The sequence below is a fragment of the Paenibacillus mendelii genome (assembly GCF_024498075.1).
Taxonomy (GTDB): domain Bacteria; phylum Bacillota; class Bacilli; order Paenibacillales; family Paenibacillaceae; genus Paenibacillus_Z; species Paenibacillus_Z mendelii.
Map to the genome: position 1 here is coordinate 30,372 of NZ_JANHOF010000006.1, position 14,567 is coordinate 44,938.

The following is a 14,567-nucleotide window of genomic DNA, read 5'->3' on the forward strand; positions in this document are numbered from 1 at the left end:
AATTTTTATAAGGGAACTGCAATCTTTACAATTGTAAGCGTTCTTCCGCATGCTCTAGAATTTGATCCATAGAGAGGAGCGCCGCGGATGAACAAGAAACAACGAATCAACATGTTTTTACTCGTACTGCCGTTTATCGCTTTGGTTGTCGTATTCAACTATGTCCCTTTGTTCGGATGGGCGTATGCGTTCGTCGACTTTAATCCGGGGGTCCCGCTGCTTCAGCAGGAGTTCGTCGGCTTCAAGTATTTCAAGCTTATTCTGGATGGCGGGAACGATTTCTCCATCGTCATGCGGAACACGCTTGTGATGAGCTTCCTAGGTATTCTGACCTCCCCGCTTCCGATCATCTTCGCGATTATGCTGTCGGAAATTCGGAATCGTGTCGTATCCAAGTGGATTCAGACGGTCACATCGATCCCGAACTTTATCTCATGGGTCCTTGTATACGCCATCTTCTTCAGCTTCTTCTCGCTGGAGGACGGCGTCGTCAATAAGCTGATGATCAGCCTGGGCTTGATCGAAACCGCCACCAATATTCTCGGCAGCGACGGATACGCCTGGTTCTTCCAGTTGATGGTCTCCATCTGGAAAGGGACGGGCTGGGGCGCAATCATCTACTTGGCGGCCATTGCCGGTATCGATCCCGAGTTGTATAACGCAGCCGATGTCGATGGAGCGGGACGGTTTCAGAAGATCTGGTATATTACCGTTCCAAGCCTGATGCCGACCTATTTCGTCCTGCTGCTCCTGTCCATCTCGGGCATGCTGAGCAACGGCTTCGAGCAATATTACGTGTTCCAGAATCCGCTTAATATCGACAAGCTGGAAGTGCTCGATACCTATATTTACAGCATTGGAATCGGGCGAGCGGAATACGCCTTTTCGACGGCGATCGGTATATTCAAATCCGTCGTCAGCATCATTCTGCTGCTGTCCGTCAACTGGCTGTCGAAGGCGGTACGCAAAGAAAGCATCATTTGACACAGAGAGAGGAGGTCAACCGGCATGGTCAAGCAATGGAAAGGACTGTTGTTCCAGTCCTTCAACTCAGGGTCGCTGCTCGTATTCGCATTCCTGTGCGCGTACCCGTTCTATTACATCATCATCAATTCGCTCAGCGATCCGGCGGAAAGCGCCAAAGGCATTTATTTCTGGCCGCAAGGACTTACGCTGTCATCCTATGAGCAAATGATGCAAATTCCAACCATCTTCCAGAGTGTCTTCATCTCCGCGGCGCGAACCGTCGTCGGAACAATCATTACCGTATTCTGCAGCGCGTTTGTCGGCTATATGGTGACGAAGAAGGAGCTGCCGTTCCGGAGCACGATCTATCGGCTGATTATCGTGACGATGTTCTTCAGCCCGGGCTTGATTCCCTGGTACATGCTGATGAAGACATTGTATCTGAAAAACAACTTTTTGCTGTATGTGCTGCCGGGGGCGGTATCCGCATTCTTCATCATCCTGGTCAAGACGTACATCGAATCGCTTCCGGCGTCCTTGGAGGAATCCGCGCAAATCGACGGAGCGGGTGTCTGGACGATCTTCATCAAAATCATCTTCCCGCTGTCGCTGCCGATCATCGCCTGCATCGCCGTCTTTACCGCGGTGGGCCAGTGGAATTCATGGGCCGATAACTTCTATCTGGTCACGGACAGCAGATTGAACACGCTTCAATATTTGCTCTATACGAATTTGAAGTCGAACATGGCCGATATCATGCGGACAAGTGCTTCAGGTACGACGCAGGGGGCGGCGCTGGCAAGCGCCGGCAAGGTGACGCCAATGTCGATCCGGTACGCGATCACCGTCATAACGGTCTTCCCGATCATGCTCCTATATCCGTTTATGCAGAAGTATTTTGTCAAAGGGATCATGCTTGGCGCGATCAAAGGCTAAGCGGAACGAACGAAGGTACGAACAAAGTAAAACGAACCATCCGGTTATTTTTATATAATCAAGAGGAATGTGAGGGGATCAAGCATGAAAAGAAAGATGGCGGCAGGACTAGTCGCGGTTATGGCACTGACGACGCTGTTCGGATGCTCGCAGGGCAATGGGGGTACGCCGGATCCAGTGAACAGTTCGGGCTCCGTGGTAAGCGAGAAGGAGAACAAGCCGGTCACGCTGAAGATTGCGGCCAGCATAGCGGCGGCAGAGCCTAACGGTGTGATGCAGAACCCGGTAGCGAAGGAGATTGAGAAGGAGCTCGGCATCAAGATGGACATGACCGCCGTCGGTGCGGATTTCGGCGAGAAGCTGAACGCGATGATTGCGAGCAACGACCTGCCGGATCTCTTCTGGGTTCCGGACCCGGTCAAATCGATTCCGATGATGGTCAAGGCAGGCCAAATTTATGAGCTGGATGAATTGCTCGCGAAGTACGGTGACAATATTACATCTGATCCAAGCGGCCAGGCGATGGTCGAGCTGCATAAGAAGACCATCAGCCCGGACGGCAAGCTGTACACGATCGGCATGCTGCGAGGTGCGACGACCGGTGGTACGCAGCCGCTTGGCGGCAACTTTATCCGGTGGGATTTGTATAAGCAGCTCGGTTATCCGAAGCTGGAGAACTTCGACACGGATTTGCTGAACGTACTGGCTGAGATGCAGAAGCTGGAGCCGAAGAACAAGGATGGACAGAAGGTATACGCCATTGGCGGCTGGTTTGCGGATGGTCAAGGCTGGGGTGATTGGCCGATGACCTATACCCTCACGTTCACGGAGGGCAAAGGCTATTTGACGGGCGACCGGACCGTGTACTATGACATTGCGACGAACGAGGTCTCACCGAACAATGACTTGAAGGACAAGAACGGCATGTTCTGGCGAACGGTGAAGTTCTATAATAAAGCGAATCAGATGGGCATTCTGGACCCGGAATCATTCACGCAGAAATCGGATAAGTACGAAGAGAAAGTGAAATCGGGCCGGTATTTGTACAATGTTCCAGGCTGGCTCGTCACCGATATCAACAGCAATTACGAGAAAGCGGGTACGCCGGAGAAGGGGATGGTGGCGCTGCCGCCTATGAATACGGACGCGTACATGCTCGTGAGCAATTTGACGGGCGGGGGACGGACGTTCGCCATTTCGAAAAACGCGAAAAACCCGGAGAAGGCGATGCAATTGCTCAACTGGCTGTCTTCCTATGAGAATGCCCGCACGGTCTGGAACGGGCCGGAAGGCGAGAACTGGAAGATGGAAGAGGGCAAGCCTGTGCCTACCGATGAATACCTGCAGCAGAGTGCCAGCGATCTGGCCTTCTCGAAGCGTACAGGGGCTCAGATGTACTACCACTTTGTCGGCTTTGGCAGTGCGGTCGTCGACCCGGCGACGGGTGTTCCGGTCAATCTGTTCGAATGGTCGGATAAGGCGATTAATCGTCAATTAAAGGATGTCCATAAAGATATGCTGGAGCATTATGGGGCGAAGAGCCTGTTCGAGCTGTACACATCGAAAGTGAAAGCGTATGAGGAGACCCCTCTCTATCAGCTCGGGGTGCTGCCGGAGAATCTGAAGACCCTTGGCACGAACCTGCAGAACTACACGTTCAAAAATATATTCAAGCTCGTGCTTGCGGAGAACGATGCCGAATTCGCGGCTAAGCAGGATGAATTCATTAAAGGGCTGGATGATTTCAAAATCGACGAAATCTTCGACTACTGGCAGTCCAAGGCCAAAGAGCAGCAGAAGGAGCTTGAACCGATCTTTAACCTATTGAAGAAATAATCGGAGCAGTAAGCAGCCCTCGGATGGATCGGACTTCCTTGATCGGATGATCGATCCTTCCGGCTGCATGTTATAGGCGAGGTTCAATTCGAAAGGGGAAATGGATGATGAGAAAATGGCTGGCCTGCTTGTGCTGCTCACTCTTTATATCCGCTACGATGCTTATTGAGGTTCCCCCGTCCAACAAGGCTTACGCAGAGGCGAACGGCGCAGCATTGTCGTTCGATCTGTCGGCCCAGGGACAAACGATTACGAACACATTTTCCGACATGAACGCATGGGATTACGAAATCGACTGGACGACGAAAGCCGCGGGCAAACCGTCCGACTACTTTGCGACGAACTATCCGTTCGTGAAGAACGTGCAGTTCATGACGGCGACAGGTGGCTGCTATAACGGCTTTCCCGGCTGTTACACCGACCGCGACCTGTTCGTCAACCCCGCCGACCGGACGAATTTGACGGATTACGATTTTTCGAGACTGATCGGTGCGCTGCATAACGTAGTCGATCAGGGGCTGAAGCCGCATATTAAAACCGGCAATATTCCGATTAAATATTCGAACGATCCGACAATCGGCGTGATGGAGGCCAATCTGAGGCCGCCGAGCGACTACAATCAGTACTACAACTACATTAAAGCACTCGCGGACGCGCTCATCACCGAATTCGGTATAAACGAGGTGAAGACGTGGACATGGGGCGTCTTTACCGAATACGAGAATCCCGAATGGTTCGACGACGGCATAAGTGCCGCTTCGACGAAAACCGCCTTCTTCAAAATCTATGATTATACGGTTGCGGCGCTGGAGGCGGCGATCGGCAAAGATAACCTGACCGTAGGCGCCCACAGCATGACCGTGACGGAGGGACTCTGGGATGAGCTCGAATTTATCGATCACGTCGCGGGAGTGGGACCAAGCGGTGTGAATTACAAGACGGGCAAGCGTGGAACGCAAATCGATTTTCTGACCGCGTCCTTCTACGACTTCAAGCCCGGCGTTAAGATGGGTGGCGGGAAGAGCCTGATCGATACGATCGGCACGCTCCGCAACCGCGCGGTTGCAAACGGCCTGACGAATTTGAAATATGGCATCGATGAAGGGCGCATCAACTCCGGCCCCGATTCCAAAGCGCTCTATTCGCGCATCGTGGCACACAGCTTCCAGGCTTCTTCGGATGCCAAGCAATTCAAACTGATGAACGACTGGGATATCGACTGGTTTGCGGCATGGGGGCTGAGTACGGAAGCGATATGGGGCGGCGTTCCGGCTGTCAGCACGCATATCGCTAACCTAGGCTACCGCATGGTCGGCGACAATCAGCTGGACGGCAGCTTCTCGGGCACAACGAACGATCCATCTAATGAGGTAGACGGCATCGGCGGTTATAACGGGGCGACAGGTACCGTTCACTTCATGGCGTATAACCATAATAACGATATGAACAGCACGACCGGCGAGACGCCTGCCATTACGATTCGCAATATCGCGCCGATCACCGGCAATTCCGTGACGGTCAAGCAGTGGATTGTGGACGACACGCACGGCAACTTCTGGCCGACCTGGTGGAGCGACAAGGCCAACCGTGGGTTGACGGACGCATCCTATTCCTGGTCGAAGTATACGATGGAAGTGCCGAAGAGCTTGAAGCAGCAGGCGGACAGGGACTACTGGTATTCCCGGGAAGCAGCCTATAAAGCGCTGGCAGCGTTGACTCCGACGACGACAACGGTGGAAGTCAAAGGCAATATGCTGACGCTGACTCCGGCGCTCGATCACCACGGTGTCGTATTCTACGAGATTACGAATGCCCGCAGCGTAGGTACGACGATGACTGATGACATGGATGATTGGAGCAAAACCCATGCGCACAGTTCGGGGCTTGCGCTCGATAAATCCAATGCATCCGCATTGGGCGATACCAGCCGTGCGATGCGGACAAACACGGCCAATTCGGCGCAATCGATCATATACCGCTTCGACGGTGCAACCCGGTTCAAGCTGACCGGATTGTTCGCTACCGATGAAGAGCCGGTTATTAGCAACTTTAAGTTCTATACCTCGCCGAACGGTACGACGTGGACACCGCATGACGGATGGGGCTACGCGGATACGCCGATCAATGGCGGTTACTGGACCAAACGAATCTATACGCTGACCCAGCTTCCGGCCGGGACCAACTTTATGAAGGTCGAGTTTCCAACCCAAGGCAAGGCTGCGTACAACCCGCAAGTCGGTCAGGTACAAATCTCTGACGTTCCGTGGAACTCGGCGACGATCATTGATGATATGAATGATTGGACGAAAACAAGCATGCATAGCTCGGGCCTATATTTCGATACGGCGCACGGCGCTGCGTTGGGAGATCCCAGCCGCGTAACAAGAAGCACTACGAACGCCAGCGTCCCTGAATATGTGGTGTATCGCAGCGAAGCGTCCGATATTCAACTGACCGGGTTGTTCGCGACGGATCAGGAGCCGGGCATCCATAACTTTAAATTCTATACCGCTCCGGACGGCGTCACCTGGGAGCAGCAGCAAGGGTGGCAGTACACGGATTCGCCGATTAACGACGGTGCTTGGACCAAGCGCGTCTATACGCTCGGCAAGCTTCCGATCGGTACACAATTCGTGAAGGTGGAATTTCCGACGGGAGGAGCGTTGACGTACAGCCCGCAGCTCAGTCAAGTGAAGCTCAATACGGCTTCCTTGGTTAACTTTGCAAGGGATGCGGCTGCATCTGCATCGAATACGGACACGGCGAACGGTTATGCCGCCGACAAAATTAACGATGGCGCCGCAACGACGGATTGGAGCGGGTGGGCCACCGACGGAACACCGCTTCCGCAGTGGGTACAGCTCGACTTCGGCTCGGCGAAGACGTTCAGCCGTGTCGAGCTGTACACGACGACGGGCTATGCCATTAAGGATTACCAGATCCAATACTGGAACGGCTCGGCATGGGTGGATTGCCTTCCGGCGATTACGGGGAATACGTTCGATCACCGTACCCATACCTTCTCGTCGGTAACCGGCTCGAAGCTGAGAATTGTTGGCACGAGCGGCCCCGCCATCCAGCCGGAGTATATCCGAATTAACGAGATCGAAGTATATAGCGATTAGCGGTATTCAAGGCGATTGACGGCCGAAAACCGGGAACCTCCCCCAGCTTGCGCTGCGGGGAGGTTTTTGACATGCTATCGTTGACGAATCCCATAGGTTAGGGGAAACGAAGCATAATAATAGAATAAAACCCAGATCATCTCCGCATAGAATGCCAGATCCTTCTGGGGAACTGACATACGAATCATTCCGCTTCCATCTTCGTTAACATCGATGTGACGGTTGAACCTGCCCTTAGGCTCCAGCTTTCTAACCCCATCAGGGGTCAAGCTGACGGCGAATCTTTTACACGAATCCAAGGGGCTTCTTTGTATTTTCTAGCTGCCGGCGTCGGTCATGCGGAGCGCTGCCTTGGCTGTTCGACATAGGCGCTCGGCGAAAATTAGAAACAGCACCGACTCGAACTTTAGGACAAGCTTAAGTTGGACGCTGCTAAGCTTCATTATTTGATGAAAGTCAAACAGTCCATGAACCTTGCATTTTACGGATGAAGATGATCTGACCTGTATGGTAGATATCGTGGAGGACAAGGTCCGATACCCATTGGTAAATCGTAACCCCGTCTAGTTCGCTCAGTAGTTCTTGGTCGCTCATCATTGAAAGCTTCTCACGAATGCGCGTATGTATATGCTTCAAATTTGCTATGGTTTCCTGCCACTCTTCCTCGGTAATAACACCGGTGTCCGTATTAAAACTTGTGTCTATTGATGGAGCGTCTGTTGTGCTCGCCAGGCTGGACAGCAACTGAACCTTATAGAAAATGATGTGGTTGACCAGTTCCTTGATTGTATTCATCTCTTTCCCATCCGCTCTCCAGCATGCCTGTACAGCAGTTAACCCTTGCAGTCCACGTTCAAGCGGGGGATACCAGCCGCTTTCCTTGTCAAAGCAGGCATCCCACTTACTTACTAGTTTCTCTGTTGTCATCATTTGATCTACCTCCATTTTTTAAAAAGATAAGACAGACTATGTTAAGCACGGTGAAAAAATGGTACAGATCTGTACCGTTAATGACGATCATACATTCATATGAAAATCTTGTCAAATCTGATCTTTTGTTTAAATACCTAATAAAATTGACAATACACACCCTGTTGGGTATTCTTAAAAGGGACATATCTGTACCTTTTGTACGGCAGATCTAATCTATTGAAATGACAGGTGATTTCATGCCAAAAGAGACAGCGAAAAATCGAATTCTTCGTGTGGCATCGGATTTGTTTTACAGAGAGGGTATCCGAGCTATCGGAATTGACCGTATTATACTTGAATCGGGTGTTGCCAAATCGAGCTTCTATCGAAATTTTGCGTCTAAAGACGATTTGGTTGCAGCTTATTTGGAATATCACCAAGATTTGAATGCAAAGGATTTGGATGAAGTGCAACGTCAACATCCGAATTCAAACGCCATGCAGTTACACGCTCTTATAGACAAATTTGTGGAGAAGATGAAAACACCCGGATATCGGGGTTGTCCTTTCGCAAATACAACAGTCGAATTTCCGGACTCCTCCCATGACAATCATATAAAGGCGGTCAAAGGCACGGATGAAAATTGGAATCGCATCGCGATATTAGCAGAAAAAGCTGGCGCTGCCCGCCCATTGGAGCTGGCAGAATTATTGCGTATGTTATGTAATGGGGCAATTATGCTCTCTTACATGAAAAAGCATGATTTCAACCCTGATCTTTTCTCAGCAACGGCTCACACGCTCGTTGATTCCCACTTGTTCAGCTGGACTGTATCAAGAAAGGATGATTAACTTGCAATATATTTTCGATATTCATCCATACAGCCATGGTGTACGTAATCTATGCAACAACGACCCTCTGCTGGACAAGCTGATAAATCGGATCGGAAACATCCGCATCCCCGTTCAGCAGGATGGATTTATTTACCTGGTAAGATCGTTAATCGGCCAACAACTCTCTTCTAAAGCCGCTGGGACGATCTTCCGCCGAGTTGAACAGCTATGCGGGACTATAACGCCGGATACCCTCCTAGCCGCATCTGAGGAGAGCCTGCGTTCAGCGGGATTATCTAAGAATAAGCTCAGCTATGTCAGGAACATCGCAGAGTGGGTGAGAGAAGGTTCAATCGATTTTTCTGCGTTTCGAGACATGGACGATGAGGAAGTCATTCATTTATTGGTCTCCATAAATGGTATTGGCCGATGGACTGCAGAGATGTTTCTCATTTTCTATTTGGGAAGGCAGGATGTTTTGTCTTTTGGGGACAGGGGACTTAATCGTGCTGCGGAGTGGCTATATGCATCTGAAGAGAACGACAGCAAATCTCAATTGCAGCGGAAACATGTTGAATGGAAGCCTTATTCTTCTATCGCATCCCTATACCTCTGGGAGGCAGTCAATATCGGTTTGGTTCACACTGAACATGCTTAAACTGGAGTGAACCGGCTGCAGCGTTGATCGCTGACGCGACGCCTGAGTTACCGTGCTTTTGTGAAGGAGCTAGTTGTAATATTTGTCGAACGAAGAGGAGTGTGGGACGCGGTTCCCGCGCTCCTCTTTGAATACTGGCGAACCATCCTGCCAACATCTTGATGTCCGGTTAACTCCTCTAGTTAAACTTGAGGATGCGTATCATGGCATCGTCGTGTTCAAAGCAGAAGGGAATTTGGATCAAGTGCCTTACAGCAATGAACTCACGATTGTCTTCGAATTTGAGCATGACCGTATCCAATCCTTCCGTGAATATGTGGGTTCTAAGCAATATTTATTGCTTGTATAGCATGAACTGCACGAGGAACAAAGCGTGAAGCGGGTAGGTGCTGCTGAGTAAAGTGTCCCTTAACAAGGGACCGTCTGCCATACACGGCATACTAAGCCGATGAAAATCAGGTGCCCGCTGCTTGATGTTCGTCGGCTTTTCTTTGGTCGGGCAAGTTTGTCATAGTCCGACAATCAAGGAATCGCCGTTCGCTGCTTCGCCCGGTATTGGGCCGGCGTCGAGCCGAAGCGCTTGGAGAAAGTTTTATAAAAGTAGCTGAGGCTGGCGAAGCCGCAATCCATGCAGATATCGAGAATGCCGGCTTCGTCATGTGCAAGCGACAGAGCGGCGTAAGACAGCCGCTGCTCGTTAATCCATTCCGTCGGCGTCATCCCGAAATGCTTCTTCATCTCCCGGCAGACATGTTCGGCCGTATACGGGGCAAGCCGGTAAAAGGCGGCGGTTCCTTCCGCGAAACACTCCCTCTTGCGCATATCGGCGAGCAGCTCGTTCAACCATCCCGGCGCATCCGGTCCGGACTCCTGGCGGGAAGGAACGAGGAGCTGCAGAATAGCCGCCAGCATGCTCCTTGCAAGTGCACGAGTCGCCGCTTGGTTACCGGCGTGCGTTCCGCCAATCCTTTCATAATAACGAATGATCGCCCTCATATCCTCCGTGCCAAGCATCCGGGAAGGGGGCAATGCAGCTTCATTCAAGCCGGCTGAATCGATACCTTCGCCTAGGTAGGCAAAAGCGGAATGCATCATGGATACGCGAAAGTTGATGTTAAGGAGCTCGACCTCCTCATCTTCAAACCGTTCATAGCTGTGAACGTCATGCGGGCGTATGAATACAAGCGTTCCTGCGCGGAGCGTTTGGCGGACGCCATTCACAACGTGATATACCGTCCCTTCCGTCACCAGGAAGCATTCATAAAAATCGTGATCGTGGGTAATGGTCCAATATTTCAGTTTACGGTGATAAAAAAACGCCGTCTCCAGCTCCGAATCGATTAAATCATCCGCCTTCAAATTTAGCATTCTCTCTCCTCCTCGCTGGCTCTATTATATCAATAGAGAGCAAATCTGAATCAATCTAAACGGAGAAATGTTGTGTGATCTCGTGATAGCTTATCAATATAAAGTAATCATCGAACAAGGGAGAGGCTGACTCATGAGAATGGAGTTGAACTTGGATTGGCGGCTTACCGGGGAAGATCTATCATGCGGTCCTGCGAAAGCTCAGATCGTAAGAGTTAAGCGCGCGGATTGGTTGACTGTACCATCACTGCCATGCGATATTCATATGCCTTTGATCGAGCATGGGCTGATTAAGGAGCCGCTTGTCGCGGACAATTGCTTCGAGAGCGAATGGACGGAGAAGAAATCTTGGTGGTTCGCCAAAGATTTTCAGGTCACGACCGACGTTCTTCAGCGGGAACGAGTCACACTTCATATCGAATCGCTTGATTCCGAGGCCGATATTTGGCTGAACGGCATTCATCTCGGCCACCATCGCAGCGCCTTTTACCCGTTTACAGCAGATGTCCGAGAGCTGCTGACCGAAGGGGATAACGATCTGTTAATCCGCCTAACCTCAGGGCTTGAGCACGTGTCCGAACAGGATATCGTCATGACGGAAGGCACATTGGCGAAGATGGAGAACGAGGCGATCGGCAAGCGGGGAGACGAACGGCGCGCCAACGTCAGAAAAGCACAATTCGTCTATGGCTGGGACTGGGGGCCGCGCGTGGCGACATGCGGAATCGCGGGCGGCGTATGGCTGGATGCGCAGAGCGAGGTTCGCATCCGGAGCATTAGCGCGGTAACGGTGTCCGTGCAGCCAAGCGCATTCGTCCGGTTTGAGGTGGAGGCGGACAACGCTCATCCTTTTCAAACCAGGGAAGCGGAGCTGATCGTGGAGCTGCTGGGACCAGACAGTCAGGTTGCTGCCAAGCTTTCGAAGCAAGTATGCCTTCGCTCAGGCTTTAATTATCTGGATCTTGAAGCGAATATTCCCGATGCTGCGCTTTGGTGGCCGAACGGTATGGGGGATCAGCCGCTGTACACGGTTCGAGCGTCAATCCGCGCAAGCGGAGAAATCATGGCATACCCCGAGTTCAAATTCGGTATCCGTACGATTGCTCTTAACACGGAGCCGATTGCGGCAATTGACGGCAGTCCGGCAGGCGAACAGGAGCGGCAGTTCACGTTCGAGGTGAACGGCGTACAGGTATTTGCCAAAGGGGGCAACTGGATTCCAGCCGACTCGGTCGTCTCTCGTGTCAGCGACGATAAATATGCTACGCTTGTTCGCGAAGCCCGGGAAGCGAACTTCAACATGCTGCGAATATGGGGCGGCGGGATATATGAGAGGGACATTTTCTATGAGAAATGCGACGAGTACGGCATTCTAATCTGGCATGATTTCATGTTCTCCTGCGGCAAATATCCGGATCATCTGCCTTGGTTCCGGGAGGAGACGGCGCGCGAAATCGACTACCAGACCCGGAGGCTCCGCAACCACGCTTCGCTTGCGCTCTGGTGCGGCAACAACGAGAATCACTGGGGCTTCGACGAGTGGTGGAACGGATCGCGCCATCCAAGGTTCTACGGGGGAGCCGTTATCTATAACGAGATCGCACCCGAGCTCATTCGCAAAAACTGCCCGCATATTCCGTATTGGAACAGCTCGCCATATGGCGGCCAGCAGCCGAACGGGAATGCTTCCGGCGACAGGCATCATTGGAATGACGGGACGATGAGTCCGGATATGCAGCGGCGGATTACGCCCGAGATCTATGACGAGGTGCAGGCCAAATTCGTCTCTGAGTATGGCTATATCGGACCATGCCGCCTCTCCAGCATCGAAACCTACTTCGGCGGCGCCGAAATTGACACGAACAGCCGTACTTGGGCCCTCCATACGAACACATTCGAAAAGGATACCGTGCTTGCCGGAATCCGCAAGCACTATGTGGAACGGGATGACCTGACCCTGGACGAATATCTGCTGTACGCGGGCCTGTGCCAAAGTCTGATGTACGCCTATTCGCTGGAATCGATCCGCAGCAAAACGTTCTGCTCCGGCGCGTTGTTCTGGATGTACAACGATTGCTGGGGAGAGGTCGGCTGGACCATCATCGACTACTATCTAAAGAGAAAGCTGTCCTACTATGGCGTCAAACGCGCCTTCGCACCCCAGAAGCTGATCTTGCGGGAGCAGGAGGGCATGGTGGAGATCACAGCCATGAACGAGACAGATGCGCCGATCCGGGAGACGCTTGAATGCGGGTTTCTGTCCTTCGACGGCAGCATCCGCAAGACCGCTTCGGTCGATGTCGTCATTCCGGCCCGTTACCGCGGCGTCATTCACCGCTTTGCGATAGACGCCGGCGCCGAAGGCGGTCTCTATGCGGCTATTCCCGTTCAGCACCCGGATCGGCTGCAGCCCGCGGTTCTTCGTCCCGGAGATTTCCGGACATTGGCGCTGCCGGAAGCCCGCGTCCGCATCACGGAAATCCTAAACGACGGGGATGATCTGCACGTCACCGTCTCCGCTGATACGTTTGTCCACGCCGTCCACTTTGACCTGCCGGACAGCGTTCGTCTGAGTGACCATTACTTTGACCTGCTGCCAGGCGAGTCGCGGACGGTAACGATTTACGATTGGTCGATGGAGCGGGAAGCGGGGCCGCTGGATGTTCAATTTGTCAGTCCTCGATGATCGCTAGAACCATAAACAGCGTAGTATGGGCCGTCCTAATACAATGATTAGGGCGGCTTCAACGTTGAAGCGGAGATATATTTTTATAATACCGGACAGCTTTCTTCGGATATAATTGGGATCCCAGCAAGTTGTATAGGGTTAGGCCATCTTTATGAAAGGCGAACTTGGATGCTGCCGCGATAGCCAATGAACGAGCTTGGCAGTATCAGCATCTGCTAAGTTTTGAGAAGACGGTTTAGCTAGCTGAACTTCGACGGATAAATAGGCTCAAGCACATTATTGACTTTCAAGTCCGGCTGCTAGCTATTATTTTCTCTAGCGCCTTTCTCTCGATTCCGAACTCTGGCATGGACGGTACGCGAATATTCCGTTAGTGACATATCGGTCAATTGCTTAAATTGCCGCGAAAAATAGTGAATGCTGGAGTAACCCAGCATTGCAGCGATTTCCGTATAATTATACGCTTCCTCACGTATGAGTTCCTTTGCTTTATCGATTCTAAGCTTGTTGTAATATTCCATGATCCCGTATCCGGTTATCATCTTGAATACAGTTTTCAGCCTGCTTTTACTAACTGCGATCTTGTCGCAGATGACATCCACCGTCAGATTTGCCGACAACTGTGTCTTCATATACGCGATAACAGTACGTACAAGCTCCTGATCCTTGTTCTCCTTACCTGCGGGTGATGGCTTATCTTCGGAATGCAGATCGTAGCCACTGCGGATCAAACATACCAGCAAGATTTCCAAATAGTTTTGAATCAGCTGCTCGCAGCCGAAGGGTGCACCTGGTCTGCGAAACAATATATTCGTCTGTCTGTCGTCGATTGGCGGATCGAATGCGTCAAGTCCTTCTTCGACGATGCATGCGAGAATGGCTCGTTCTTGATCACGTAATCGAAAGCGACGGTCTTCAAAGAAAGACATCGCCTCACTGTCGCACTCAAACGAAATAATAATAATATTGGGTGCCGTTTCTTGGCGAGCACCTCCCGCATGGAAAGCGTTAGGCTTATAGAAGATCATATCCCCCTGCTCGAGGCTAATCAGCCGTTCATCGATATGCACGTCCAGCTTCCCCTTGTCTACATAGACAAACTCCCAAAAATCATGCTTCTCTCCACTCGCCCAAAAGGATTTTTCCAGTTCATAGTAATGGAAGCTGACCAATCTGCTAACGACGATCTCCTTCTCCAATGAATATGTTGAATAATTCACAGGGTCACGCTCCTCGGACTAAAT

General features: G+C 51.6%; 11 protein-coding genes. 8 read left to right on the forward strand and 3 right to left on the reverse strand.

Annotated elements, in window-relative coordinates:
- Window positions 1–87 precede the first annotated feature (87 nt).
- The 4 genes from NNL21_RS19740 (at window position 88) to NNL21_RS19755 (ending at window position 6,863) form a co-directional block, all read left to right on the forward strand.
- Complete coding sequence (locus NNL21_RS19740) at window positions 88–984, forward strand: ABC transporter permease (RefSeq protein ID WP_204819686.1); 897 nt, start codon at window positions 88–90, stop codon at window positions 982–984.
- Window positions 985–1,008: 24 nt separating this feature from the next.
- Window positions 1,009–1,902, forward strand: coding sequence for a carbohydrate ABC transporter permease (locus NNL21_RS19745; RefSeq protein WP_204819687.1), 894 nt, complete (start codon window positions 1,009–1,011; stop codon window positions 1,900–1,902).
- Between the two features lie 84 nt (window positions 1,903–1,986).
- Window positions 1,987–3,738, forward strand: coding sequence for an extracellular solute-binding protein (locus NNL21_RS19750; protein ID WP_204819688.1), 1,752 nt, complete (start codon window positions 1,987–1,989; stop codon window positions 3,736–3,738).
- Between the two features lie 104 nt (window positions 3,739–3,842).
- Window positions 3,843–6,863 carry a discoidin domain-containing protein gene (locus tag NNL21_RS19755; protein WP_204819689.1) on the forward strand — a complete coding sequence of 1,007 codons (3,021 nt, stop codon included), beginning with the start codon at window positions 3,843–3,845 and terminating at the stop codon, window positions 6,861–6,863.
- A 456-nt stretch (window positions 6,864–7,319) separates the two neighbouring features.
- Here the strand turns inward: NNL21_RS19755 and NNL21_RS19760 are convergent, their stop codons facing one another.
- Window positions 7,320–7,793, reverse strand: a complete 474-nt coding sequence (locus NNL21_RS19760) for a DinB family protein (protein WP_204819690.1) — start codon at window positions 7,791–7,793, stop codon at window positions 7,320–7,322.
- Between the two features lie 239 nt (window positions 7,794–8,032).
- On the opposite strand from NNL21_RS19760, the gene NNL21_RS19765 reads away from it, so the two are divergent.
- The 3 genes from NNL21_RS19765 (at window position 8,033) to NNL21_RS19775 (ending at window position 9,615) form a co-directional block, all read left to right on the forward strand.
- Entirely contained in the window at window positions 8,033–8,626 is a 594-nt protein-coding gene (locus NNL21_RS19765; protein ID WP_204819691.1) for a TetR/AcrR family transcriptional regulator, read from the forward strand.
- A 1-nt stretch (window position 8,627) separates the two neighbouring features.
- Entirely contained in the window at window positions 8,628–9,266 is a 639-nt protein-coding gene (locus tag NNL21_RS19770) for a DNA-3-methyladenine glycosylase family protein (protein ID WP_204819692.1), read from the forward strand.
- An 82-nt stretch (window positions 9,267–9,348) separates the two neighbouring features.
- Complete coding sequence (locus tag NNL21_RS19775) at window positions 9,349–9,615, forward strand: nuclear transport factor 2-like protein (protein ID WP_204819693.1); 267 nt, start codon at window positions 9,349–9,351, stop codon at window positions 9,613–9,615.
- A gap of 173 nt (window positions 9,616–9,788) precedes the next feature.
- Here the strand turns inward: NNL21_RS19775 and NNL21_RS19780 are convergent, their stop codons facing one another.
- On the reverse strand, window positions 9,789–10,634 hold the full coding sequence (locus NNL21_RS19780) for a helix-turn-helix domain-containing protein (protein ID WP_204819694.1): 846 nt from the start codon (window positions 10,632–10,634) through the stop codon (window positions 9,789–9,791).
- A 133-nt stretch (window positions 10,635–10,767) separates the two neighbouring features.
- Between NNL21_RS19780 and NNL21_RS19785 the strand changes: the two genes are divergently transcribed.
- Window positions 10,768–13,320, forward strand: a complete 2,553-nt coding sequence (locus tag NNL21_RS19785) for a beta-mannosidase (protein ID WP_204819695.1) — start codon at window positions 10,768–10,770, stop codon at window positions 13,318–13,320.
- Window positions 13,321–13,622: 302 nt separating this feature from the next.
- Here NNL21_RS19785 and NNL21_RS19790 read toward each other — a convergent pair whose 3' ends face one another.
- Complete coding sequence (locus NNL21_RS19790; RefSeq protein ID WP_204819696.1) at window positions 13,623–14,543, reverse strand: helix-turn-helix transcriptional regulator; 921 nt, start codon at window positions 14,541–14,543, stop codon at window positions 13,623–13,625.
- Between the last annotated feature and the right edge of the window lie 24 nt (window positions 14,544–14,567).

Coding starts and splice junctions, on each gene's coding strand:
- NNL21_RS19740 (WP_204819686.1), top strand. CDS start 88: ATGAACAAGAAACAACGAATCAACATGTTTTTACTCGTACTGCCGTTT.
- NNL21_RS19745 (WP_204819687.1), top strand. CDS start 1,009: ATGGTCAAGCAATGGAAAGGACTGTTGTTCCAGTCCTTCAACTCAGGG.
- NNL21_RS19750 (WP_204819688.1), top strand. CDS start 1,987: ATGAAAAGAAAGATGGCGGCAGGACTAGTCGCGGTTATGGCACTGACG.
- NNL21_RS19755 (WP_204819689.1), top strand. CDS start 3,843: ATGATGAGAAAATGGCTGGCCTGCTTGTGCTGCTCACTCTTTATATCC.
- NNL21_RS19760 (WP_204819690.1), bottom strand. CDS start 7,793: ATGATGACAACAGAGAAACTAGTAAGTAAGTGGGATGCCTGCTTTGAC.
- NNL21_RS19765 (WP_204819691.1), top strand. CDS start 8,033: ATGCCAAAAGAGACAGCGAAAAATCGAATTCTTCGTGTGGCATCGGAT.
- NNL21_RS19780 (WP_204819694.1), bottom strand. CDS start 10,634: ATGCTAAATTTGAAGGCGGATGATTTAATCGATTCGGAGCTGGAGACG.
- NNL21_RS19785 (WP_204819695.1), top strand. CDS start 10,768: ATGAGAATGGAGTTGAACTTGGATTGGCGGCTTACCGGGGAAGATCTA.